Genomic DNA, 21,956 nt, shown 5'->3' with positions numbered 1-21,956 from the left:
TATCATAATATGAATTGAATCGTACGCCAATGCTATATAGGAAAAAAACACCATTCGCTTAAATTCGACAAAAAAAGCAAGCCGCAAAGCTGCTTACTTTTTGTAATGTATCTCATATAAATCTTTTCGGCGATCTCGCAACTGTCGTACCGTACCAGATTGACGTTGTCTTCTAAGAATCTCAAGATCTACATCGCCTACCACGACAGTTTCAATATTCGGGTGACATTCACCAGCAATTCCATCTCTTGAAAAAGCAAAATCTGAAGGGGTAAAAATCCCTGATTGTGCATACTGAACATCCATATTCTCTACTTGAGATAAGTTACCAATCGTACCGGCAATGACTGTATAGATTTGGTTCTCAACCGCTCTAGCCTGCGCACAATAACGTACGCGTAAATACCCTTGACGATCATCGGTACAGAAAGGTGTAAATAGAATGTTAGCGCCCTTATCCGTCGCAATTCTTCCAAGCTCAGGGAATTCGATATCATAACAGATTTGGATCGCAATTTTACCACAATCTGTATCAAAAACTTCAATACCATCTGAACCATGAATTCCCCACCAGCGACGTTCATTTGGGGTAACATGAATTTTATATTGCTTTTCAATCGTTCCGTCTCTTCTAAACAAATAAGCAATATTATAGATCTTTTCATCCTCTAAAACGAAATGAGAACCACCAATAATATTAACGTTATACTTTACAGCTAATTCTGTAAAAAGCTCGATATACGGCTCTGTATATTCTGTTAAACGACGAACAGCTTTGCTTGGTATTTTTTCATCCATGAACGACATTAGTTGTGTCGTAAAAATCTCAGGAAACACAGCAAAATCAGAACCAAAATCTGCTGCCACATCAACATAATATTCCACTTGGTTTGCAAATTCTTCAAAGGAAGAGATTTTCTTCATCGCATATTGTATCGCACAAATTCGAACGGGGAATGACGATCTAAAGTGTCTTCTTGTCACGGCTTTGTATTCAACGTTATTCCACTCCATTAAAGTAGCGAATTGCTTTGAAGCTTTATCATCTGGTAAATAGTTCGGATTTATTCTCATTACATTAAATCCATTCATGAGCTGGAACGTTAAAACAGGATCATATATGTTCTGGAACTTCACTTCTTCTACGTATTCTGATGCTTTCATTTCATTCGCGTGTTTATGGTAATTCGGAATTCGCCCTCCGATGATAATACTCTTGACGTTTAATTCTCGCGCAAGATCTTTTCGTGCCTCATAAAGACGCTTACCGATTTTCATCCTTCTATATTCCGGATGCACCATCACTTCAATACCATAAAGGTTATAGCCATCGGGGTTATGATTTGTAATATATCCTTCATCCGTAATGTCATCCCACGTATGCTGATCATCATATTCATCAAAGTTCACCATTAAGCTTGAACAGGAGCCTATGATTTCTCCTTCGAGTTCTACACAAAATTGCCCTTCTGGGAAAATTTCCAGGTGACTCTCAAGATGCTCTCTTTTCCAGGGATCCATTCCAGGAAAACATTTTTTCTGTAATGAAAGGATTTCATCTATATCTTCGTGATGAATTTGCCTAATCTCAATCTTTTTTTCGAATTTCGATACATCTAATTCTGACATATGCTTTCCCTCCACATTCCATCTATATTACTATGTACCCTATTTCCACATGATTCTATCCTGATTTTATCATAGGATGAACGAAATAGAAGAGACTGACATTTGTCAGTCTCTTGGTTCTTAACCTCGTGTTGTTCCATTCTGAGAAATGCTCGATAGTGCGGTGGCGGCCTCTTGATGATCAGGTGTTTTCGTCGCAAAATCTCCAAGCGAAACCATTCCCACTACCTGATTGTTTTCAACAATAGGCAATCGTCGGATCTGATTCTGAGCCATTAATGCCGCTGCTTCTTCTGCACTCATGTTAGATGTAGCTGAGACAATGTTATTAGACATACATTGGCTCACCTGACAATCCGCATTTCCACCAGTTGCAGTGGCACGAGTCGTAATATCACGATCTGTGACCATCCCGCAAAGCTGACCATTTTTCATGACAGGTAATGAACCAATATTATACTGATTCATTAGAGCCGCTGCTTCCTGGATCGATTGCTCTGGTGTAACGGATACGATGTTCTTAGACATGAGGTTTTGCAGATTGTTATGCACAAGCATTCCTCCCAAGGTGTATGATCGTTCAGACAAGAAAGGCGGTGCCTTTCAACATGTAGTGTAAGCTCCTTCGCCAGTTATTATTTATCCTTTTTATGTGAAATTAGGTTGTTATCAGTATGAAATACAATGTTCTCACCATCACTTGTAGCAATAATCGTCCCTATTTCATCTGTTCTTAAAACAGAAATATGATGTTCATTTAATCTCTGAATCACATTTTCATCTGGAAAATCATAACGATTATTTTTACCTACTGAAATAACAGCAGTCTCTGGGGTGACAGCTTTAAGAAATGTCTCTGATGTAGCCGAACTCGCACCATGGTGCCCCATTTTTAGAACATCAGATTTAAGCTGTTTCCTTTTAACGTTTTCTAGCATTTGCTTCTCTACTTCTACCCCAGCGTCACCCATCAACAGGAAGCTATTCTCTTTATGACTCAGCCGTAATACGGCACTATAATCATTAAAATCCTCGTACTCTGCTTCTTTGGAAGGTGAAATGACCTGTATATTCACCTGATGTCCTAGTTTTATTTTCATACCTTTTCGTGCCTTTTCTAAGGTAATGTCTTTTTTCTTCAATACCTTTATGAGGGACTTATAATGAACTGTTGGATAAGAAACATCGGGCATCATCACATTTTTTACATCGAAATTTTCTATCACATCATCCATCCCACCAATATGATCATGATGGGGATGCGTCGCCACAATATAATCTAATTGGCTAATGCCTAGCTTCTTTATATAATTTGAAACCGCTTCTCCATCACCATTATCTCCTGCGTCGACTAGCACAGCTTTTTCTCCATACGTGATTAAAATGCTATCAGCCTGTCCCACATCAATAAAGTGAACTTCAACCACATTTGATTGAGCTGTCACATCATAAGGCATCAATAATAAGATAAGAAGGGAAAGAAAAAGAAACCTAATGAATTTCATAATGATTCCTCCAACGCTTTACTTGTTATTAGTATGTACCTTCCTATCTGATCTAAAAGCAATATTAACTTATTATGACTTCTCAATTTGTGGATCTTCTGAGTGAAAATAACAGCGTTTAATCGCATAGCCTAACTGAAAGAAAAAAGCTCCCCATTTTGGGAAGCTTATGAATGAATTTCTTCTTTTCGGAAGAAACTTTTCATTGCGTGATAGACGTCTTTCTTTTCTTTCAGAATATAATGCCTAAATTTAGGATCATGTATATTTTTGTAGGCACTCATCAGGGTGGAATGGCGATTATAAGCATTAACTTCTCCATATCCAAACATGTTCGAGACCTTCATAATTTGATTGACCAGTTTCACACATCTTGTATTGTCTGACGTCAGGTTATCGCCATCTGAGAAATGGAATGGGTAAATGTTGTAACGTGCTGGAGAATACTTCTCATCAATGAGTTCAAGCGCTTTGCGATAAGCTGATGAGCAAATTGTTCCGCCGCTTTCTCCTTTTGAAAAAAAATCGTCTTCAGTGACGACTTTTGCTTCTGTATGATGAGCAATAAACTCAATCTCCACTGTTTCGTATTTCGATCGTAAGAAACGTGACATCCAGAAGAAAAAGCTTCTTGCCATATATTTCTCCCATTTTCCCATCGAACCACTTGTATCCATCATGGCTAAAACGACAGCTTTAGATTCGCGCTTAATTTCTTCATTCCATGTTTTGAAGCGTAGATCATCTTGATAAATCGGTGCAATTGATGGTGTTCCACTAATTGCATTTCTCTTATACGCTGATAGAATTGTTCTTTTCTTATCAATATTACCCATAAGTCCAGTTTTTCGAATATCATTAAATTCTACTTTCTTTTTCACTACGTCGGCTGTTTCTTTTTCACGTAAATTCGGCAGTTCCAGTTCTTTAAATAAAATATCCTGCAGTTCTACCAAAGAAACTTCTGCTTCATAATAATCTTCTCCTGGCTGATCTCCAGCCCCTTCACCTTTACCGGCCCCAGGCTGTTTTTCCCCAGAACCATCTCTTGCCACAACGTCTCCCACCTGGCTATCGCCTTCACCTTGCCCAACATGCTTAGACTTATCATAGTTATAACGAATTTTATACTCATCAAGTGAACGTATTGGTATTTTAATGACATCTCGACCGTTAGATAAAATAATGTTCTCTTCACTGATGAGATCCGGGAGATTGTTTTGGATAGCATCTTGAACTTTTTCGGCATGGCGTTGTTGATCCTGATAGCCTTTTCGGTGGAGGGACCAATTCTCCTGAGAGACGACGAAATTGTTGGAGTCCTTGTCTTTCATGCCTTATTTCCCTCCTAAAAAAATTAAATTTCTAGCGAAAATTTATTCAATGATCGATGATCGCTCATGATGTTAGTTCAGAAACTTAACCCTAATGTGGACTTCCTTCGGCTGCGTTGAATAGTATACTTTATCCTATGCAAATACAAGCGATAATTGACAATTAATTCTGACAAATACAGCTTTTATTGCTCTAACTACTCGAATTGGACGACTTTCATCCATTTATACTTATGTTTTATCCTTCTCAGTTTATATTCAAAAAAAAAACTCCCTTATTGGGAGTTACTCTGTTTCATTTTCCTTTTTGTGTTGAATCGGATCTGGACGTTTACCCTTTTTCTTAATCTCATCATTTGTGTCTAGCTCTTCCATCTCTTTACCGAGTTCGGCCATTTCTTTTTCATTCATCGCCATTGAACTGTTCTCAGGTTTTTCTTTATGATCCGCCATCTTGAATCACCTCAATAGTAATAGTACCCCGATTCTCTTCCTTAATAACCATATTTAGTTTATTTTTGGAAAGTGAAATCAATTTTCTCAAGTGGCCAGTAGCGTAGATTTACTTCCCCTACTACTTGATTCATTGGTACGAAACCAATATGCCTGCTATCATAGCTATGTCTTCGGTTATCCCCCATGAGAAATAAATATCCCTCGGGCACCTCTGATTTTCCAGTTTTATCTTCAAGATGGAAATTCTCAGTGAGGTTCCCGTTAAAAATATCTTTCTTATAACGCTCAAGATAAGGTTCTTTTATTTTCTCACCATTCACATATAAAACATCATTTTTATATTCGATCGTATCTCCTGGAAGACCAATAACTCTCTTAATATAGTCTTCTTCTTCATTCGCATGAAATACAACAAGATCAAATCGATCAGGCTCTGAGACTTCATAACCAATTTTATTAATAATTAAACGATTCCCATCTTGGATCGTTGGCATCATTGATTCACCATGAACGACATAGTTCGTTATGAGAAATTCACGAATAACAATCGCCAGGACTACAGCTATTGAAAAAGCCTTGATCCACTCCCAAAGCGGATTGCGTTCCTTCTTCATCTCAAACCTCTTTTCAATACGTCTTTACGTCTAATCTATCACTCATAATAAGCTGGCACAAGCGCACACGTATATGACAGCGATTACATTGCATATTCTCACCATTCACTTCCATCGTTATAGTAGCTTTCCATTCCACGAACCAAGAAAATTTCTTATTTTAAGTATATTCACCCATTTCATAAATAACGCTCCTTTTAGCAGCATAAAAAGAAGCATACCTAAAGAGGCATGCTTCTTCTAATTATCGATTTAGGAGACTACCTACATAACGTAGGAGTTCATTGGCTGAAATTGAATTATATCCATGTTCATCGATGAGACGTGCGATAACCTCATTGATTTTCTTGAGCTGATTTTCATTTGGTGTTTTGGAAGATGTCGTTATTTTGACTACATCTTTTAAATCAGCAAACAATTTTTTCTGAATCGCTTCTCTTAAACGTTCATGGGAATTATAATCGAACTTCTTACCCTTTCTAGCATAAGCAGAGATACGAATAAGAATTTCTTCTCTAAATGCTTTCTTCGCATTTTCTGAAATGCCAATCTGTTCTTCAATTGAACGCATAAGCTTATCATCCGGACTCATTTCCTCTCCAGTAAGAGGGTCGCGGAGCTTATTTTTATTACAATACGCTTCAACATTATCAAGATAATTATCCATTAGCGTCTTTGCACTCTCTTCATAAGAGTAAACAAAAGCTTTTTGTACTTCTTTCTTTGCAATTTCATCATACTCTTTGCGCGCAATGGAGATGAAATTCATATACCGCTCTTTATCTTCTTTTGAGATAGAAGCATGTTGATCAAGTCCATCTTTCAATGAACGAAGAACATCCAGGGCATTAATTGACGGTACTTCTTTTCTAATAATCGTAGAGGAAATTCGGTTAATAACATAACGCGGATCAATCCCGCTCATTCCCTCATCCGAATGCTCTTTATGAAGTTCATCCACATCTACCTGATTAAAGCCTTCTACAATTTCTCCATCGTAGAGTCGCATTTTCTTAACAAGGTCCACTCCCTGACGATTCGTATCTTTTAACCTCGTCAAGATAGAGAAAATAGCAGCTACTCTAAGAGCATGTGGGGCAATGTGCACATCGGCTACATCACTTTCACGAATCATCTTCTCATAAATACGCTCTTCCTGACTCACCTTTAAATTATATGGAACCGGCATAACGATAATACGAGAGTGTAAAGCCTCATTCTTTTTATTTGATATAAAAGAGCGATACTCTGCTTCGTTCGTATGCGCTACAACAAGTTCATCAGCAGAAATTAGCGCAAAGCGCCCAGCCTTAAAGTTTCCTTCTTGAGTCAGTGAAAGCAAGTGCCACAAAAATTTCTCATCACATTTCAGCATCTCCTGAAATTCCATCATTCCACGATTGGCTTTATTTAATTCTCCATCGAATCGATAAGCTCTCGGATCAGACTCTGATCCAAATTCCGCTATCGTTGAGAAATCAATACTTCCTGTTAAATCTGCAATATCTTGAGACTTGGGATCTGAAGGACTAAATGTACCAATACCTGTCCGCTTATCCTCGTTAAAGAAGATACGCTCTACCATCACATCTTCAATACGACCACCATATTCTTGCTCAAGGCGCATTACGTTTAGTGGGGAGAGACTTCCTTCAATTCGGATCCCGTATTCATCGTGGAATTCATCTCTCAAATGATGTGGTATAAGGTGCAGTGGATCTTCATGCATAGGACAACCTTTAATTGCATAAACAGCACCAGAATCTTCATGAGAATATTTCTCCAATCCTCTTTTCAGCACCGTAACAAGAGTTGATTTACCTCCACTTACTGGACCCATCAACAAGAGAATACGTTTTCTGACATCTAACCTTTTGGCAGCAGGGTGAAAGTATTCCTCTACCAGACGTTCGATTGCTTCCTCAAGTCCATAAAGCTCTTCAGAGAAGAAAGAATAACTTCTTTTCCCATCAACCTCATCAATCCCTGCATCTCTTATCATATTATAAACACGTGAATGAGCTGACTGCGCTACTTCAGGTCGTTCCCGGATAATGTCTAAATACTCGCTGAAGGTTCCTTCCCACTTCAGCCGCCTCTCTTCTTCTCGATGCTGCTGGATTTTACGTAAGATATCCATTAAGAGCCCCCTCCAAGTTTGGTTCATCGGATTTAATACATGTTATGCGGGGATGTCCAATAACATTCGGCTTTCTTTCCAATGATTCAATCGAGTATTTAGGGGGTTTCTACTCAGTTATGGAAAAAGCACAAAATAAAAGAACCGGTTGCCCGGCTCTCATCCTTACGTATGATAAACTACTGTAAATTCGCTTAGTTCATTTCCTGTGGCTGGAGATTTCTCTTTGGATTCGCGCTTTTCTTTATGAGCGTTCTTAAATGAATCGGAGTGCACCCAATTCTGATAAGCCTCTTCACTTTCCCATTTCGTAAATACAATAAGCTTTCCGTTTTCAGCCGACTGTTCAAGAAATAGAAACTCTAAGCAACCATCAACGTTCTTCATACTATCAGCACTTTTCCCAAAACGCTGCTTCATCATGTCTTTTGCTTCATCAGGGACCTTCAATTCATTCATCACAACATACATAAAATAAATCCTCCTTTAGGTTTCTCTCTCTATCCTATCGAATAACGACGTTTTTTTCCAATTCAAACAACTCCTCACTACAAGAATTCCCCTCAAAACATTCACACCTTCCCGCACATGGTTTATAATGAGAGTTAGATTTGGACACAATTTTACCTGAGGAGGATGAGACCATGAGTTTCCTGGGTATTTTAGTAGTAATCCTAGCTTTCCTAGCAGCCATCTTTACAGCTGGCTACAACGACCGACCAAGCAAAACCAAAAAAGGTAGTAGGTAACACGAAAAGCGAAAGTGGGCGGTTAGACACGGCAGGCACTGGAGCCTTTTCATTTGAACACGTTTTTTGTGTTCAGTTGAAAAGGTGAAGTGACCGAGTGTCTGCCCACTGCAGCTAGACATGAAAAGCGAAGACGAGCGTTTAGAAACGGAGATATTGGAACTCTTGAACTAGAACACGCCTTTTGTGTTCTGGTGAAAGAGTGAAATATCGCAGTTTCTGCGAGTCGTAGCTAGACACGAAAAGCGAAAGCGCCCGTTTAGCCTCGACAAGCGCTGGAGCCCTTTAAAAAGAACACGGTCTTTGTGTTCAGTTTAAAGGGTGAAGCGATCGAGAGGCTGGGCGCTGCAGCTAGACACGAAAAGCGAAGGCGAGCATTCAGAAACAAAGTTTTTGAACTCTGAAACGCGCTTAAACTTCTATCAAAAAAAGAACGACTTTCAGCTCTTTGCTGAAAGTCGTTCTTTTTTATTTCATTCCTGGATAACTTTGCTGTCTTAGTGCTTCATATACCATAATAGCAGCAGTATTTGAAAGGTTGAGAGCACGAACATGATCTGTCATCGGGAGACGAAGACAACGCTCTTTGTTATTTTCAATCAACTCGTCTGGTAAACCATTCGTTTCTCTTCCAAAAACAAAATACGTATTCTCATTCACATCTGAGTAATCAAAGTCAGTATGTGTATTGGTACCGTATTTCGTAATATAATAATATTCTCCACCCTGGTTCTTTTCAAAGAACTCCTCTAGAGAATCATAATAATGTACATCAGCATATTGCCAGTAATCCAAGCCCGCACGTTTCAACATTTTATCGTCTGTCGAAAACCCTAGTGGGCGAATTAGATGTAGACTTGTATTTGTTGCTGCACATGTTCTAGCTATATTCCCTGTATTCGCTGGTATTTCAGGCTGAAACAGTACAATATTTAAAGACATATTCATTCACCTCCACTTCAAAACAATACTATTATAGCATGTTTTAGATTGGGAGATATCATTCTCTAATCCTCAATATGAAAAAACTTATACTTAATTTCAGGCGTCCATGCTGTAGAATCTTCATAGGCCCAATAGCGCATCCTGCTATTTGTTGTATGAGCATTGACAAGAGGATACCCCTTCTCATCATTATCTACGACGAAAGTAGTATGTTGCCAGTGGCCATCTCCATCAAAGTCATAACAAATAATATCTCCAGGAATGAGATCATCAGGATTCGCTACTTCACGAGCTCGAAGACCACTCTTCGAGCTACTTAAATGCCACCTAAGCGCATGAGCTACAGTCCATGAATAGCTCCAGTTATTTCCTTTCATCCACCATCCCTTAGTGCGATCTGGGTAACCACGCATAGGGGCTTTTCCTGCATGAAGACACTGAGAAATATAATTTGTACAATCTACATCAAACGACTGATAAGACGGATTCGCATCATCCCACCATCTCTCAGCATATTTCAGGGCTGATAACCGATCATAATAGGAACCTTTCAGACGAGCATCACCGCTGCCTTTACCTTCTGCTACTTGAAGTGTTCCTCCCTCTATCTCAGCTGATCGATCAAGAATAAGTTCACCCTCCACCATTTTTGCCAATCTCTTTTCAAGTCGTTCTTCCTGATATAGTTTCTCTCCCTGTTTAATAAGAAACTGCTGATGAAGAAGATATTCATAAAGTTGGCTCGTCGAGACTGTCTTTTTTCCCAGAAGGATCCCTTTATTTTTTATACGAATAACAGATGCTCCTCTATTTTGGCTCTGTTTACGATAACGGTTGACTGCTTCTTCTTCCTCTGAAGGCCTGGTTCCTATTCTTGAGTGATCCGTTCCATTTAGTAAGCAAGTCGCTTGTTCTTTCCAGAAAGATTTCAACTGGTCTCCCCACACCATATGCGTCCCCCCTCATCGCACTTTATGACAGGGGAATCAAACACATGACTTGGAATCAGGAATGGTTTACAGCTGGCTCTGCTGAAGGGTGTGTTATTTTCTTGAGTAATTTATCAAACCAACCAACAAGAATACCAAGCAGAAGCACTTCTACAAAGGTACCAGCACCAATTGGCCCGCCTAACAAGAATGCCAGAACAAACGCAAGTGCTTCTGTTAATGTCTTAGTAATACCAATACTCCAACCCGTTCTTTCTGTTAGGGCAAGCATGAGTTCATCGTTTGGAATAGATGCAAGAGATGCAAATAAGTACACTGCAATTCCAAGACCCATGATAACTAATCCAACCAGAAATAAGATCCACCTGGTAACGATTCCATCAACATCAATGAAAGTGAGAATTTGTAAATTCAAGAGGTCAACAAACAATCCTAGAAGAATAATTGGAACAAAACCAGCTAGGTTTGGTTTCCTCATCATAATAAGACTATTGATAAAAATTAAAATACCACCAACAATAAACACCCATGTTCCAACAGTAAACCCTAGTTGGTCAGAAAGCGCAACGTAGAGAGCATCCCATGGGGCAATTCCAACATCGGCATTAATTAATAGGACAACACCAAAGGCTAATGTAAATAATCCCGCTACGTAGATCAAACTTTTGGATAAAAAGCTGTTCATAATGTTCACTCCTCATATGAGGGCTTGAAACTAAAAGCTGTATCAAATTGCTCTCATTCTTCGCCCTAGATATTTTAGTATCTCTTTTTTTGAATGCATTTGCTATTTTACAAGAAACGAAGTTCTTTTTATAACTTTATGCCTAAGTCTAAAAAATCAAAAAAGCCAGTTCGCTATCAAGATAGCGAACTGGCACTATATATTGTTACGGTAGAACGGCATGCATCGAATGCTGCTGTTCAAGTGATAATAAATATTCTTTTTTATCTACACCGCCACCATATCCAACTAAAGCACCATTGCTTCCTATTACTCTGTGACACGGTACAATGATTGGAAGTGGATTTCGATTGTTAGCTGAGCCTATGGCTCTAACAGCCTTTGGTGCCGAAATACCAACAGCTACATCTCGATAAGACCGGGTTTCACCATATGGAATTTCCGAAAGGTTGTTCCATACTTTCTGTTGAAAAATCGTTCCTATCTTATCAAGCTTTAGATCAAAGAACCTTCTTTTTCCACTGAAGTATTCTTCCAGTTGCATGACGATGGGCTCGATTATATCAGAATTGAAAACAAGGTCCGCTTTGACATGATGTTTTTTATACCATGTTTCAGCAGCAGGCAGCACATCCTCAGGGCAACCAAAATCGAGCCTACTAACTCCATTAGGACTAGCAAACAATGTTATTGCACCTATAGGCGATAGAAACTCCCCATAATGAATCACTTGTTTATCCATTCTATCCCTTCTTTATTATACATTTTTCACTATCTTACAACGCATTCAATCGTTTGACCATCAGCATTAAGTCTTATTTTCAAGCATAGACAAGCCTTTAGCGATCTCATCTGCCACATCCTTGTCATTTTCTCTCAATTGCTCCTTTATAAGGGCATTAAAGGCCTTCTCGCCACCTATTTTCCCAAGCGCCCAGGCCGAAGTGCCGCGGATCACCGGACGAGGATCTTTTTCCATCACTTCAACCAGTGTATCAATAGCTGTTTCATCTTTATAATGAGCAAGAGCAAGAATAGCATTTCGTTGAATAGGCTTCTTTCCTCTCCACGAACCAGCCGCTTGACCAAACTGAGACTTAAATTCACGATTGGACATTGTTAGAAGTGGTATGAGTTTTGGTTTTACCATTTCTGGATCTGGTTCGAGTTCAGGATGATGATGAAAATCTTTTCCTTTGTTTTTGGGGCAAACGAGCTGGCAGGTGTCACACCCATATAATCGGTTTCCTAATTTAGTACGGTATTCATCAGGTAAAAAACCTTTCGTTTGCGTAAGAAAAGCGATGCATTTATTCGCGTTTAGCTGCCCCCCTTCAATTAAGGCACCAGTCGGACACGCGTCTACACAAATATTACAGTCACCACACCCTTCCTCAACAGGCTCATCAGGTTCTATATTTAGATCGGTGATCATTTCACCAAGGTAAACCCAAGAACCAAATTCTTCTGTTATGGTCATTGTGTTTTTACCGCTAAAACCAATGCCGGCTCTTTCAGCTACAGCTCGATCAGAAAGTTCGCCAGTATCGACCATCGAGCTCGTTCTAGCCTCTGGAACCTTTGATTTAATATATGCATCTAAAAGGGAGAGTTTCTCTCTAAGGAGGTGATGATAATCAACTCCCCATGAAGCACGACAGAAAAGTCCTCTTCGTTCGCCCTTCTTACTCCTAGGGCTATCTTTCATTCTCGAAGGATACGCAATGGCAATTGATATAATCGTTGTTGCACCGCTTAGCAATAGCTCAGGTTCTGTTCTCTTTTCTATATCAGATTCCTCGAAGCCTGACTGATAACCTAGCTCCTGCTGACGCTTTAAGCGTTGCTTAAGGGTTTTAAAAGGATCTGCTGCCGCGAAGCCTATCTTATCAACCCCAATCGTTTTACTGTATGCCACAATATCAGCTTTTAATTGTGCGTTTGTCATTAGTTTCCCCCCTTCCTATTTGGGAGTGTATTATTTAATTTTTAGCGTTCGAATTCGATTTAAAACGGCCGCCATTTCTGTTCTCCTAATTCGAGCAATATCTCCTGGATGCTGATTCTTATATAGTGAAAAAGAACCAAGTCCCTCTGTGTTTATTTTCTGATCAATGAAATCAAGAAGTTCTGGAATCGACTTATCTCCTAGCTTATGATTTCTTTCCAGAAAATGAAGGACGTCAGCGGCAAAACGCGTTTGACTTGGATCTACAAGCTGTTCTACTTGAAGTAGTGAAATATCTGTATGACCAAATTGAATATGATGCACTCCGCGGGCAGTCACTTTCGATTTCTTTCCCTTTTGGCTGTTTAAGTTATTCTGCTCAGGTACTCTCTTTCTTGCCTCTCCGAATTTTTCTCCACCTTCTTGTCTGCGTGCCGATTCTTGTACGATTGATCGAGCTTGATCCGTTACGTCGTATGGAAGGTAGTTCTCCATTAAAATCACCTGATCAGCTACATCAAAGTAGTCTCCAGATCCGCCCATAACAAGTACGGTTGATATATGATGTTCTGTACGTATTTGCTTCACACGATCAATGAATGGTGTAATGGGTTCTTTCTCTTTCGCAACTAACTGCTGCATTCGATAGTCTCGAATCATAAAATTAGTCGCGCTTGTATCTTCATCAATTAATAACGTATCTGAACCCGCTTCGATCGCCTCAATGATATTGGCTGCCTGGGACGTACTTCCACTGGCATTCTCAGATGTGAAAGACCGCGTATCTTTTCCATATGGGAGATTGTTTATAAATGGCGAGATGTCTACTCCAGTTACCTTTCGACCATCTTCAGAGCGAATTTTCATTGCCTGGTGGTTTGTAATAACATACTCTCTACCATCCCCTAAAATATGATCATATACGCCATGCTCCATTGCATGCAAGAGGGTACTCTTTCCATGATAACCACCGCCAACAATTAATGTAATACCTTCCTTAACAGCCATTCCTTGTAATGGCTCAGTACGGTGTGGGATTGTTAAAGACACTTCCATGCTTTTAGGTGATTGGAATTGCACTGCCTCATTTTTCATAGGACGATCGCTTATCCCGCTCTCGCGGGGTAATATAGATCCATTCGCTACAAATCCGACATATCCGTTTTGGGTAAGTTGTTCACGAATGGCCTCTTGTTGGTCTGCTAAATGCAATGCCTCTAAGATTATTCGTTTGTTTAATGCAAAAACAGAATTCTTCACAATGTCTGGCAGCTGATGCAGAAGCAAGTTTATAGCCTGTCTGCCAAGAACTTTTCTGCCTTGTGCAGGTAATCCTATTGATAGACAAATCGTAATAGATTCCTCTGTCACGCTCACTGCTGCCCTCTCAATAACCTTTTGACCAGGTATATCGATTGAGACCAATCCACTTTTCCCAGTGCCTTTCGCATGCCTCTCAGTCCTTCTAATGGCCTCTCCTACTTTTCTAGCAATCATATCTTCTGTTCGAACTCTTCTTACAGCCGAATCGAACCACTCAGGCTCTACGATCGTTTTCTTACGTGGGATGATGATTCTTATCCGAGAAGGACTAGCAAAAGGGTCTCCCTGGACATAATCGATGTAAAGGGTGTAATCCGCAAAATCATAGTGCCCACTAATGTCTTTATATGCTTTATATCCTTTTCCATCAATACGCTCTAATTGTTTTCTAAGTTTATTCATAAATGAGGCAAGCCTCCTTATAAGCTTCAAATTTAGGTATATGATAAAATGAACGAAAAATTATATGTTAGGAGAAAAGTGTGATGACAAGTATAATTCTCGCTCCATCTATTAAAAAGACATATCCTGATTTTAAAATTGGTTATGCTATTTACCATAATATCGTTGTTGAAAAGTCGCCGCAAATGGTGCGCGGTCGCTTTCAGTTCTATCAGGAAACATTGATGATGGATCTTGAGCAGACAGACCTGCTCACTTTTCCTGCTATCTCAGAGTGGCGTTCCATTTTCAAAAAGTTCGGGACGGATCCCGCCAAATATCGACCGTCCTCAGAAGCCCTATTACGCCGGTTAAAGAAAGGGTCTTCGCTACCTCTCGTTCACTCTGCTGCAGACATCAACAATCTTCTGTCGCTTCAATACAAAATTCCAATTGGTATCTATGATCTTGATCAAGTTGAAGGAGATATTACAATCGACATTGGTAGTGAGACGACTGCATATGAGGGCTTAAATGGACGTGAGGTAAGCTTCAACAACAAAATCCTCTCACTTGATCACAAAGGAGCGTTCGGAAGTCCTATCGTTGATTCTAAGCGAACAGCTATAACGGAAGAAACCAAGCATGCCATTCAACTTTTCTATCTTCAACCTTCGCTCCCTGTTTCAGAAGGTGAAAAGCTTGTAACTGCCTCAGCAGAAATGTTTAATCAAATTCACGGAGGAGACTTCTTAAGCGGGGTTTCAAGTTAAAGAAAGCAAACATAAAAAAACGCAACGCTTCGTTAATTTTAACGAAACACTGCGTTGGGTAAATGGTGAAAATTCGAGGAATTTCTACAATCCTCGCTGATGTAGATAGAATACCACAGAACATATGAAAGAAACAACACATTTTTCATATTTTCTTTACAAACGTCTCTCATCACGACAGAGCTAATAGAATTTTACTCTTCATAATCCGTTTGACGTCCTGATGACGATCACCCTATAATCAGAATGACAGACAGAAAGGAGAAATCATATGGAACCATTCTCAACACCATTTTTCGAAGAAAATTTTCGCCAATACATACAAAAGAATCGTGATGTATTTTCAAAATTAGAAGCAATGAATAGCTATTATCGATCAGTTGTTTCATCAATGATCTATGACAACCTTAACAAAAACTCAGAAATAGTTCGTCGCATTCGCAACCTTGATTCAGCTTACAAAACGATTAAACAAGAAAATACAGACGCATAAGAAAAAGCTCTCTTTACAATAAGAGAGCTTTCTTACGTTTTATTTAGGAAGATCACAAGAGTCAGCAGAACACGCTTCTGCATTGCCACCAACTACTTCAAGCTTATTTCCTTCTCCCCAGGCCTTCTCAACGGCCTGTTCAAACATTTCAACAGGCTGAGCACCTGACACGGCATATTTACCGTCAAATACAAAGAACGGTACGCCCTGAATGCCAAGCTGACTTCCCATAGCTTCATCGTTGCGAACTTCTTTCGTAAATTCTTCAGTCCCTAGCATACGTTTTATATCCGCAGCGTCTAGCCCAAGTTCTTCACCAAGTGATGCAAGCGTTTCATGATCACCAATATTTTTCGATTCGGTAAAGAAGGCATAAAAGAGACGTTCTGACATTTCATTACTTTTACCATGCTCTGTCGCATAGTGAACAAGACGATGAGCATCAAATGAATTCGTTGGAATCATTTTATCGAAATCATACGTTAGGTTTTCTCCAGCAGCTTGCTGCCTCATATTCTCACACATAGCCTGAGCTTGTTCTAGACTGACATTGTATTTCGCTGCTAGAAGCTCAGCCATGCTTTCCCCATCCGATTCTTTCGCATTAGGATCAAGTTCAAAGCTTTTAAAGACAACTTCTACTTGATCACGCTGTGGAAAAGCCTGAAGCGCACTTTCAAGACGTCTTTTTCCTATATAACAAAATGGACAAACGAAATCGGACCATACTTCAATTCTCATCGAATCACTCTTTCAGTAAATTGTTTTATCTATCTTATACTTGTATTTTATCACCTCTACTTTTAAATGAGCAGGAATTTGCTCAGTGAGTCATTGAAAACTAGTGATATCAAATAAGACAAGGAATTAAAAAGAATACAAAAAAGACCTCAACGAGAACGTTGAAGTCTTGTAATAACGTATGTAATGGTACCGGTGGTCGGGTTCGAACCGACACTCCTCTCGGAACACGATTTTGAGTCGTGCGCGTCTGCCAATTCCGCCACACCGGCAAAATACCATATTCAATTCAGGCAGAAAAATAAGTGGTGCCGGAGGCCGGGCTCGAACCGGCACGGAGGTACACCCTCCGCAGGATTTTAAGTCCTGTGCGTCTGCCAATTCCGCCACTCCGGCAGGACTTTTAAGAAAAAATATTAAGATTGGAGGCGGCACCCGGATTTGAACCGGGGCGTAAGGGTTTTGCAGACCCGTGCCTTACCACTTGGCTATGCCGCCTTTTTAAAATGGAGCGGAAGACGGGATTCGAACCCGCGACCCCCACCTTGGCAAGGTGATGTTCTACCACTGAACTACTTCCGCAACAAAAATGGCTGGGCTAGCTGGATTCGAACCAGCGCATGACGGAATCAAAATCCGTTGCCTTACCGCTTGGCTATAGCCCAAAAATGGGGCGGCTGATGGGAATTGAACCCACGAATGCCGGAATCACAATCCGGTGCGTTAACCACTTCGCCACAACCGCCATAAAAATTTAAAATTGGCAGGGGTAGTAGGACTCGAACCCACACCGGAGGTTTTGGAGACCTCTGTTCTACCTTTAAACTATACCCCTATCAAGATGGTGGAGGGGGACGGATTCGAACCGCCGAACCCTGAGGGAGCGGATTTACAGTCCGCCGCGTTTAGCCACTTCGCTACCCCTCCAAATTGACAATTACCATTGTAATACACATTTTATGAAAGTGCAATGGAATTTGATCTCATTTCGAGAAAATGGTGCCGGCCAGAGGACTTGAACCCCCAACCTACTGATTACAAGTCAGTTGCTCTACCAATTGAGCTAGACCGGCAACATGGTGGCTCCGGACGGAATCGAACCGCCGACACGTGGATTTTCAGTCCACTGCTCTACCGACTGAGCTACAGAGCCATGTTTAAAATATAATTGGTTGCGGGGGCAGGATTTGAACCTGCGACCTTTGGGTTATGAGCCCAACGAGCTACCGAACTGCTCCACCCCGCGATAATGTGAATGTAATTATGCTGCACCTGCTCATTACGCTGTGCACTGTTTCTTTCTCTACAAGGTTATGCTTCGAAGCGTATCCGTCGAAACAACTCGTTGCTGTTTCAAGGAAGTATCGCTTGTTGCTCCACCCCGCGATAATGTTAAAATATAAATGGCGGTCCCGACGAGAATCGAACTCGCGATCTCCTGCGTGACAGGCAGGCATGTTAACCGCTACACCACGGGACCTTAGATAATGGTGGAGGATGACGGGCTCGAACCGCCGACCCTCTGCTTGTAAGGCAGATGCTCTCCCAGCTGAGCTAATCCTCCACAAAGTAGAAATGATATATAATGGTGACCCGTACGGGATTCGAACCCGTGTTACCGCCGTGAAAGGGCGGTGTCTTAACCGCTTGACCAACGGGCCCTTGCTGCTATTATGTATGCTAGTGGCGGAGAGCGAGGGATTCGAACCCTCGAGACGGCTTTGACCGTCTACACGATTTCCAATCGTGCTCCTTCGGCCACTCGGACAGCTCTCCATGGCTCCACAGGTAGGATTCGAACCTACGACCGATCGGTTAACAGCCGATAGCTCTACCACTGAGCTACTGTGGAATAATATCAGCCTGGCAACGTCCTACTCTTGCAGGGGGAGATCCCCCAACTACCATCGGCGCTGAAGAGCTTAACTTCCGTGTTCGGCATGGGAACGGGTGTGACCTCTTCGCCATCATTACCAGACTAAGGACTGGATTTCACTTTCGTGATTTACCAGCGACAAAATATATCATACTATATTCCATCATGTTTTTCAAGGAAAATTTTATTCCCTGAAAACTAGATAGCACGCACAACTTTCCAATATGTCCAGCTACATAAGCCAAATCCTCGATCGTTTCACCTTTTGATTCTGACGCATAAAGCGCGTCTGACTCAAAAGCCTCCAACGGTTGTCGGATTTAAACGGCTTACTTCGCTTTTCGTTTTTAGGTTAAGCCCTCGATCGATTAGTATTCGTCAGCTCCACGTGTTGCCACGCTTCCACCCCGAACCTATCTACCTCATCATCTCTAAGGGATCTTACCAGCTTCATGCTGTGGGAAATCTCATCTCGAGGGGGGCTTCATGCTTAGATGCTTTCAGCACTTATCCCTTCCACACGTAGCTACCCAGCTATGCTCCTGGCGGAACAACTGGTACACCAGCGGTGTGTCCATCCCGGTCCTCTCGTACTAAGGACAGCTCCTCTCAAATTTCCTGCGCCCGCGACGGATAGGGACCGAACTGTCTCACGACGTTCTGAACCCAGCTCGCGTACCGCTTTAATGGGCGAACAGCCCAACCCTTGGGACCTACTTCAGCCCCAGGATGCGATGAGCCGACATCGAGGTGCCAAACCTCCCCGTCGATGTGGACTCTTGGGGGAGATAAGCCTGTTATCCCCAGGGTAGCTTTTATCCGTTGAGCGATGGCCCTTCCATGCGGAACCACCGGATCACTAAGCCCGACTTTCGTCCCTGCTCGACTTGTAGGTCTCGCAGTCAAGCTCCCTTGTGCCTTTACACTCTGCGAATGATTTCCAACCATTCTGAGGGAACCTTTGGGCGCCTCCGTTACACTTTAGGAGGCGACCGCCCCAGTCAAACTGCCCACCTGACACTGTCTCCGCACCGGATCACGGTGCTGGGTTAGAATGTCAGTACAGCCAGGGTAGTATCCCACCGACGCCTCCATCGAACCTGGCGGTCCGACTTCTATGGCTCCTACCTATCCTGTACAAGCTGTACCAAAATCCAATATCAGGCTACAGTAAAGCTCCATGGGGTCTTTCCGTCCTGTCGCGGGTAACCTGCATCTTCACAGGTACTATAATTTCACCGGGTCTCTCGTTGAGACAGTATCCAAGTCGTTGCACCTTTCGTGCGGGTCGGAACTTACCCGACAAGGAATTTCGCTACCTTAGGACCGTTATAGTTACGGCCGCCGTTTACTGGGGCTTCGATTCAGAGCTTCTCCCGTAAGGGATAACCCCTCCTCTTAACCTTCCAGCACCGGGCAGGTGTCAGCCCCTATACTTCGCCTTACGGCTTTGCAGAGACCTGTGTTTTTGCTAAACAGTCGCTTGGATCTTTTCACTGCGGCTCCCCTGGGCTATAAACCCGAGGAAGCACCCCTTCTCCCGAAGTTACGGGGTCATTTTGCCGAGTTCCTTAACGAGAGTTCTCCCGATCGTCTTAGGATTCTCTCCTCGCCTACCTGTGTCGGTTTGCGGTACGGGCACCTTTTTCCTCACTAGAGGCTTTTCTTGGCAGCGTAGAATCAAGGACTTCGGTACTAAATTTCCCTCGCCATCACGACTCAGCCTTCATGGTGAACGGATTTGCCTATTCACCAGCCTAATCGCTTGGACGCGCATTTCCAGCAGCGCGCTCTCCCTATCTTTCTGCGTCCCCCCGTCGTTCAAACGGAAAGGAGGTGGTACAGGAATATCAACCTGTTATCCATCGCCTACGCCTTTCGGCCTCGGCTTAGGTCCCGACTAACCCTGAGCGGACGAGCCTTCCTCAGGAAACCTTGGGCTTTCGACGGACAAGATTCTCACTTGTCTTTCGCTACTCATACCGGCATTCTCACTTCTAAGCGCTCCACCAGTCCTTTCGGTCTGACTTCACAGCCCTTAGAACGCTCTCCTACCATTGTCGTAAGACAATCCACAGCTTCGGTGATACGTTTAGCCCCGGTACATTTTCGGCGCAGCGTCACTCGACCAGTGAGCTATTACGCACTCTTTAAATGATGGCTGCTTCTAAGCCAACATCCTGGTTGTCTAAGCAACGCCACATCCTTTTCCACTTAACGTATACTTTGGGACCTTAGCTGGTGGTCTGGGCTGTTTCCCTCTCGACTACGGATCTTATCACTCGCAGTCTGACTCCCGCGGATAAATCGTTGGCATTCGGAGTTTGACTGGATTCGGTAATCCGGTAAGGACCCCTAGTCCAACCAGTGCTCTACCTCCAAGATTCTTGCCGCGAGGCTAGCCCTAAAGCTATTTCGGAGAGAACCAGCTATCTCCAGGTTCGATTGGCATTTCACCGCTACCCACACCTCATCCCCGCATTTTTCAACATGCGTGGGTTCGGGCCTCCATTCAGTGTTACCTGAACTTCACCCTGGACATGGGTAGATCACCTGGTTTCGGGTCTACGACCACGTACTATTTCGCCCTATTCAGACTCGCTTTCGCTGCGGCTCCGCCTTCTCAGCTTAACCTTGCACGGGATCGTAACTCGCCGGTTCATTCTACAAAAGGCACGCTGTCACCCATTAACGGGCTCCAACTAGTTGTAGGCACACGGTTTCAGGTTCTTTTTCACTCCCCTTCCGGGGTGCTTTTCACCTTTCCCTCACGGTACTGGTTCACTATCGGTCACTAGAGAGTATTTAGCCTTGGGAGATGGTCCTCCCGGATTCCGACGGGGTTTCACGTGTCCCGCCGTACTCAGGATCCGTCTCGGAGGGCATCGGATTTTGACTACAGGATTGTTACCTTCTCTGATGGACCTTTCCAGGTCGCTTCGTCTATCCGTGCCTTTGTAACTCCAAAGAGACGTCCTACAACCCCAGAGGGCAAGCCCTCTGGTTTGGGCTGATTCCGTTTCGCTCGCCGCTACTCAGGAAATCGCGTTTGCTTTCTCTTCCTCCGGGTAATGAGATGTTTCAGTTCCCCGGGTCTGCCTTCCATTCCCTATGTATTCAGAAATGGATACCATCCTATTAAAGATGGTGGGTTCCCCCATTCGGAAATCTCCGGATCAAAGCGTACTTACAGCTCCCCGAAGCATATCGGTGTTCGTCCCGTCCTTCTTAGGCTTCTAGTGCCAAGGCATCCACCGTGCGCCCTTAGTAGCTTAACCTTCGATTTGTTAGGCATTGCTGCCATAACGCATCAGTTATTACTAAGTTATTGCATAAAAAATAATTATTGGATGTCGTTGTTTGTGCTATCTAGTTTTCAAGGAACAAGGCTACTACTTAAATCCGCCTAAGCTT

The 21,956-nt window shown here is 42.2% G+C and carries 17 protein-coding genes, 16 tRNA genes and 2 rRNA genes; 2 read left to right on the top strand and 33 right to left on the bottom strand.

All coding sequences use genetic code 11. The features are described 5' to 3' along the window. Positions 1 to 93: 93 nt before the first annotated feature. From AC0VYV_RS02860 to AC0VYV_RS02795, 14 genes are all read right to left on the bottom strand, one after another. Positions 94 to 1,629: a bifunctional GNAT family N-acetyltransferase/carbon-nitrogen hydrolase family protein gene (locus AC0VYV_RS02860; RefSeq protein WP_194220046.1), complete on the bottom strand. Its 1,536-nt coding sequence runs from the start codon at positions 1,627 to 1,629 to the stop codon at positions 94 to 96. 120 nt (positions 1,630 to 1,749) lie between these two features. Then, the gene (locus AC0VYV_RS02855) at positions 1,750 to 2,187 is read right to left on the bottom strand and encodes a CBS domain-containing protein (RefSeq protein ID WP_194220066.1); all 438 of its coding nucleotides are present in this window, start codon (positions 2,185 to 2,187) and stop codon (positions 1,750 to 1,752) included. 77 nt (positions 2,188 to 2,264) lie between these two features. Further along, positions 2,265 to 3,134, bottom strand: a complete 870-nt coding sequence (locus AC0VYV_RS02850) for a ComEC/Rec2 family competence protein (RefSeq protein ID WP_475374421.1) — start codon at positions 3,132 to 3,134, stop codon at positions 2,265 to 2,267. Between the two features lie 167 nt (positions 3,135 to 3,301). Beyond that, entirely contained in the window at positions 3,302 to 4,468 is a 1,167-nt protein-coding gene (yhbH, locus tag AC0VYV_RS02845; RefSeq protein ID WP_194220048.1) for a sporulation protein YhbH, read from the bottom strand. A 285-nt stretch (positions 4,469 to 4,753) separates the two neighbouring features. Continuing rightward, positions 4,754 to 4,921, bottom strand: coding sequence for a hypothetical protein (locus AC0VYV_RS02840; protein ID WP_194220049.1), 168 nt, complete (start codon positions 4,919 to 4,921; stop codon positions 4,754 to 4,756). 59 nt (positions 4,922 to 4,980) lie between these two features. Beyond that, entirely contained in the window at positions 4,981 to 5,538 is a 558-nt protein-coding gene (gene lepB, locus AC0VYV_RS02835) for a signal peptidase I (protein WP_194220050.1), read from the bottom strand. Between the two features lie 244 nt (positions 5,539 to 5,782). Beyond that, positions 5,783 to 7,678: a PrkA family serine protein kinase gene (locus AC0VYV_RS02830; protein WP_226616162.1), complete on the bottom strand. Its 1,896-nt coding sequence runs from the start codon at positions 7,676 to 7,678 to the stop codon at positions 5,783 to 5,785. A 165-nt stretch (positions 7,679 to 7,843) separates the two neighbouring features. Then, a complete protein-coding gene (locus tag AC0VYV_RS02825; protein ID WP_194220052.1) occupies positions 7,844 to 8,149 on the bottom strand; it encodes an antibiotic biosynthesis monooxygenase family protein in 306 nt (101 codons plus the stop codon). A 746-nt stretch (positions 8,150 to 8,895) separates the two neighbouring features. Next, the gene (gene trmL / locus AC0VYV_RS02820; RefSeq protein ID WP_194220053.1) at positions 8,896 to 9,369 is read right to left on the bottom strand and encodes a tRNA (uridine(34)/cytosine(34)/5-carboxymethylaminomethyluridine(34)-2'-O)-methyltransferase TrmL; all 474 of its coding nucleotides are present in this window, start codon (positions 9,367 to 9,369) and stop codon (positions 8,896 to 8,898) included. Positions 9,370 to 9,434: 65 nt separating this feature from the next. After that, a complete protein-coding gene (locus tag AC0VYV_RS02815; RefSeq protein WP_475374420.1) occupies positions 9,435 to 10,322 on the bottom strand; it encodes an amidase domain-containing protein in 888 nt (295 codons plus the stop codon). Positions 10,323 to 10,377: 55 nt separating this feature from the next. Continuing rightward, a complete protein-coding gene (locus AC0VYV_RS02810; protein WP_475374419.1) occupies positions 10,378 to 11,007 on the bottom strand; it encodes a YczE/YyaS/YitT family protein in 630 nt (209 codons plus the stop codon). A gap of 205 nt (positions 11,008 to 11,212) precedes the next feature. Beyond that, positions 11,213 to 11,749 carry a methylated-DNA--[protein]-cysteine S-methyltransferase gene (locus AC0VYV_RS02805; RefSeq protein WP_430243141.1) on the bottom strand — a complete coding sequence of 179 codons (537 nt, stop codon included), beginning with the start codon at positions 11,747 to 11,749 and terminating at the stop codon, positions 11,213 to 11,215. Positions 11,750 to 11,815: 66 nt separating this feature from the next. Next, positions 11,816 to 12,955 carry a tRNA epoxyqueuosine(34) reductase QueG gene (gene queG, locus AC0VYV_RS02800; RefSeq protein WP_475374418.1) on the bottom strand — a complete coding sequence of 380 codons (1,140 nt, stop codon included), beginning with the start codon at positions 12,953 to 12,955 and terminating at the stop codon, positions 11,816 to 11,818. 30 nt (positions 12,956 to 12,985) lie between these two features. Beyond that, complete coding sequence (locus tag AC0VYV_RS02795; RefSeq protein WP_475374417.1) at positions 12,986 to 14,680, bottom strand: ABC-ATPase domain-containing protein; 1,695 nt, start codon at positions 14,678 to 14,680, stop codon at positions 12,986 to 12,988. An 83-nt stretch (positions 14,681 to 14,763) separates the two neighbouring features. On the opposite strand from AC0VYV_RS02795, the gene AC0VYV_RS02790 reads away from it, so the two are divergent. Together AC0VYV_RS02790 and yvfG are read left to right on the top strand one after the other, a co-directional pair. Continuing rightward, positions 14,764 to 15,432: a B3/B4 domain-containing protein gene (locus AC0VYV_RS02790; protein ID WP_475366491.1), complete on the top strand. Its 669-nt coding sequence runs from the start codon at positions 14,764 to 14,766 to the stop codon at positions 15,430 to 15,432. A gap of 271 nt (positions 15,433 to 15,703) precedes the next feature. After that, the gene (gene yvfG, locus AC0VYV_RS02785) at positions 15,704 to 15,925 is read left to right on the top strand and encodes a protein YvfG (RefSeq protein ID WP_098446367.1); all 222 of its coding nucleotides are present in this window, start codon (positions 15,704 to 15,706) and stop codon (positions 15,923 to 15,925) included. 39 nt (positions 15,926 to 15,964) lie between these two features. Here yvfG and AC0VYV_RS02780 read toward each other — a convergent pair whose 3' ends face one another. The 19 genes from AC0VYV_RS02780 to AC0VYV_RS02690 all read right to left on the bottom strand — a co-directional run bounded on the left by AC0VYV_RS02780 (position 15,965) and on the right by AC0VYV_RS02690 (position 21,820). Further along, complete coding sequence (locus AC0VYV_RS02780) at positions 15,965 to 16,666, bottom strand: DsbA family oxidoreductase (protein WP_475373266.1); 702 nt, start codon at positions 16,664 to 16,666, stop codon at positions 15,965 to 15,967. Positions 16,667 to 16,853: 187 nt separating this feature from the next. After that, positions 16,854 to 16,938: transfer RNA gene (locus tag AC0VYV_RS02775), tRNA-Leu, on the bottom strand. 34 nt (positions 16,939 to 16,972) lie between these two features. Next, positions 16,973 to 17,062: transfer RNA gene (locus AC0VYV_RS02770), tRNA-Leu, on the bottom strand. 27 nt (positions 17,063 to 17,089) lie between these two features. Beyond that, positions 17,090 to 17,164, bottom strand: a tRNA-Cys gene (locus tag AC0VYV_RS02765). A 9-nt stretch (positions 17,165 to 17,173) separates the two neighbouring features. Beyond that, positions 17,174 to 17,248: transfer RNA gene (locus tag AC0VYV_RS02760), tRNA-Gly, on the bottom strand. Between the two features lie 8 nt (positions 17,249 to 17,256). After that, a tRNA-Gln gene (locus AC0VYV_RS02755) sits at positions 17,257 to 17,331 on the bottom strand. Positions 17,332 to 17,335: 4 nt separating this feature from the next. After that, a tRNA-His gene (locus AC0VYV_RS02750) sits at positions 17,336 to 17,411 on the bottom strand. 16 nt (positions 17,412 to 17,427) lie between these two features. Beyond that, positions 17,428 to 17,501: transfer RNA gene (locus tag AC0VYV_RS02745), tRNA-Trp, on the bottom strand. Positions 17,502 to 17,508: 7 nt separating this feature from the next. Beyond that, a tRNA-Tyr gene (locus tag AC0VYV_RS02740) sits at positions 17,509 to 17,593 on the bottom strand. A 70-nt stretch (positions 17,594 to 17,663) separates the two neighbouring features. Beyond that, a tRNA-Thr gene (locus AC0VYV_RS02735) sits at positions 17,664 to 17,739 on the bottom strand. A 4-nt stretch (positions 17,740 to 17,743) separates the two neighbouring features. Next, a tRNA-Phe gene (locus AC0VYV_RS02730) sits at positions 17,744 to 17,819 on the bottom strand. A gap of 16 nt (positions 17,820 to 17,835) precedes the next feature. Beyond that, positions 17,836 to 17,912 (bottom strand) — tRNA-Met (locus AC0VYV_RS02725). A 158-nt stretch (positions 17,913 to 18,070) separates the two neighbouring features. Further along, positions 18,071 to 18,146: transfer RNA gene (locus tag AC0VYV_RS02720), tRNA-Asp, on the bottom strand. 8 nt (positions 18,147 to 18,154) lie between these two features. Continuing rightward, positions 18,155 to 18,230, bottom strand: a tRNA-Val gene (locus tag AC0VYV_RS02715). Positions 18,231 to 18,252: 22 nt separating this feature from the next. Next, positions 18,253 to 18,327 (bottom strand) — tRNA-Glu (locus AC0VYV_RS02710). 23 nt (positions 18,328 to 18,350) lie between these two features. Next, positions 18,351 to 18,442: transfer RNA gene (locus AC0VYV_RS02705), tRNA-Ser, on the bottom strand. A 1-nt stretch (position 18,443) separates the two neighbouring features. Continuing rightward, positions 18,444 to 18,518 (bottom strand) — tRNA-Asn (locus AC0VYV_RS02700). Positions 18,519 to 18,527: 9 nt separating this feature from the next. Continuing rightward, positions 18,528 to 18,644 (bottom strand): 5S ribosomal RNA (gene rrf, locus AC0VYV_RS02695). 246 nt (positions 18,645 to 18,890) lie between these two features. Then, positions 18,891 to 21,820: ribosomal RNA gene (locus AC0VYV_RS02690) — 23S ribosomal RNA — on the bottom strand. Positions 21,821 to 21,956 lie beyond the last annotated feature (136 nt).

It is taken from the genome of Anaerobacillus sp. QJM3NY_17 (genome assembly GCF_056173665.1).
The sequence above is the reverse complement of the archived record's forward strand: the minus strand, read 5'-3'. Positions and strand labels throughout refer to the sequence as shown.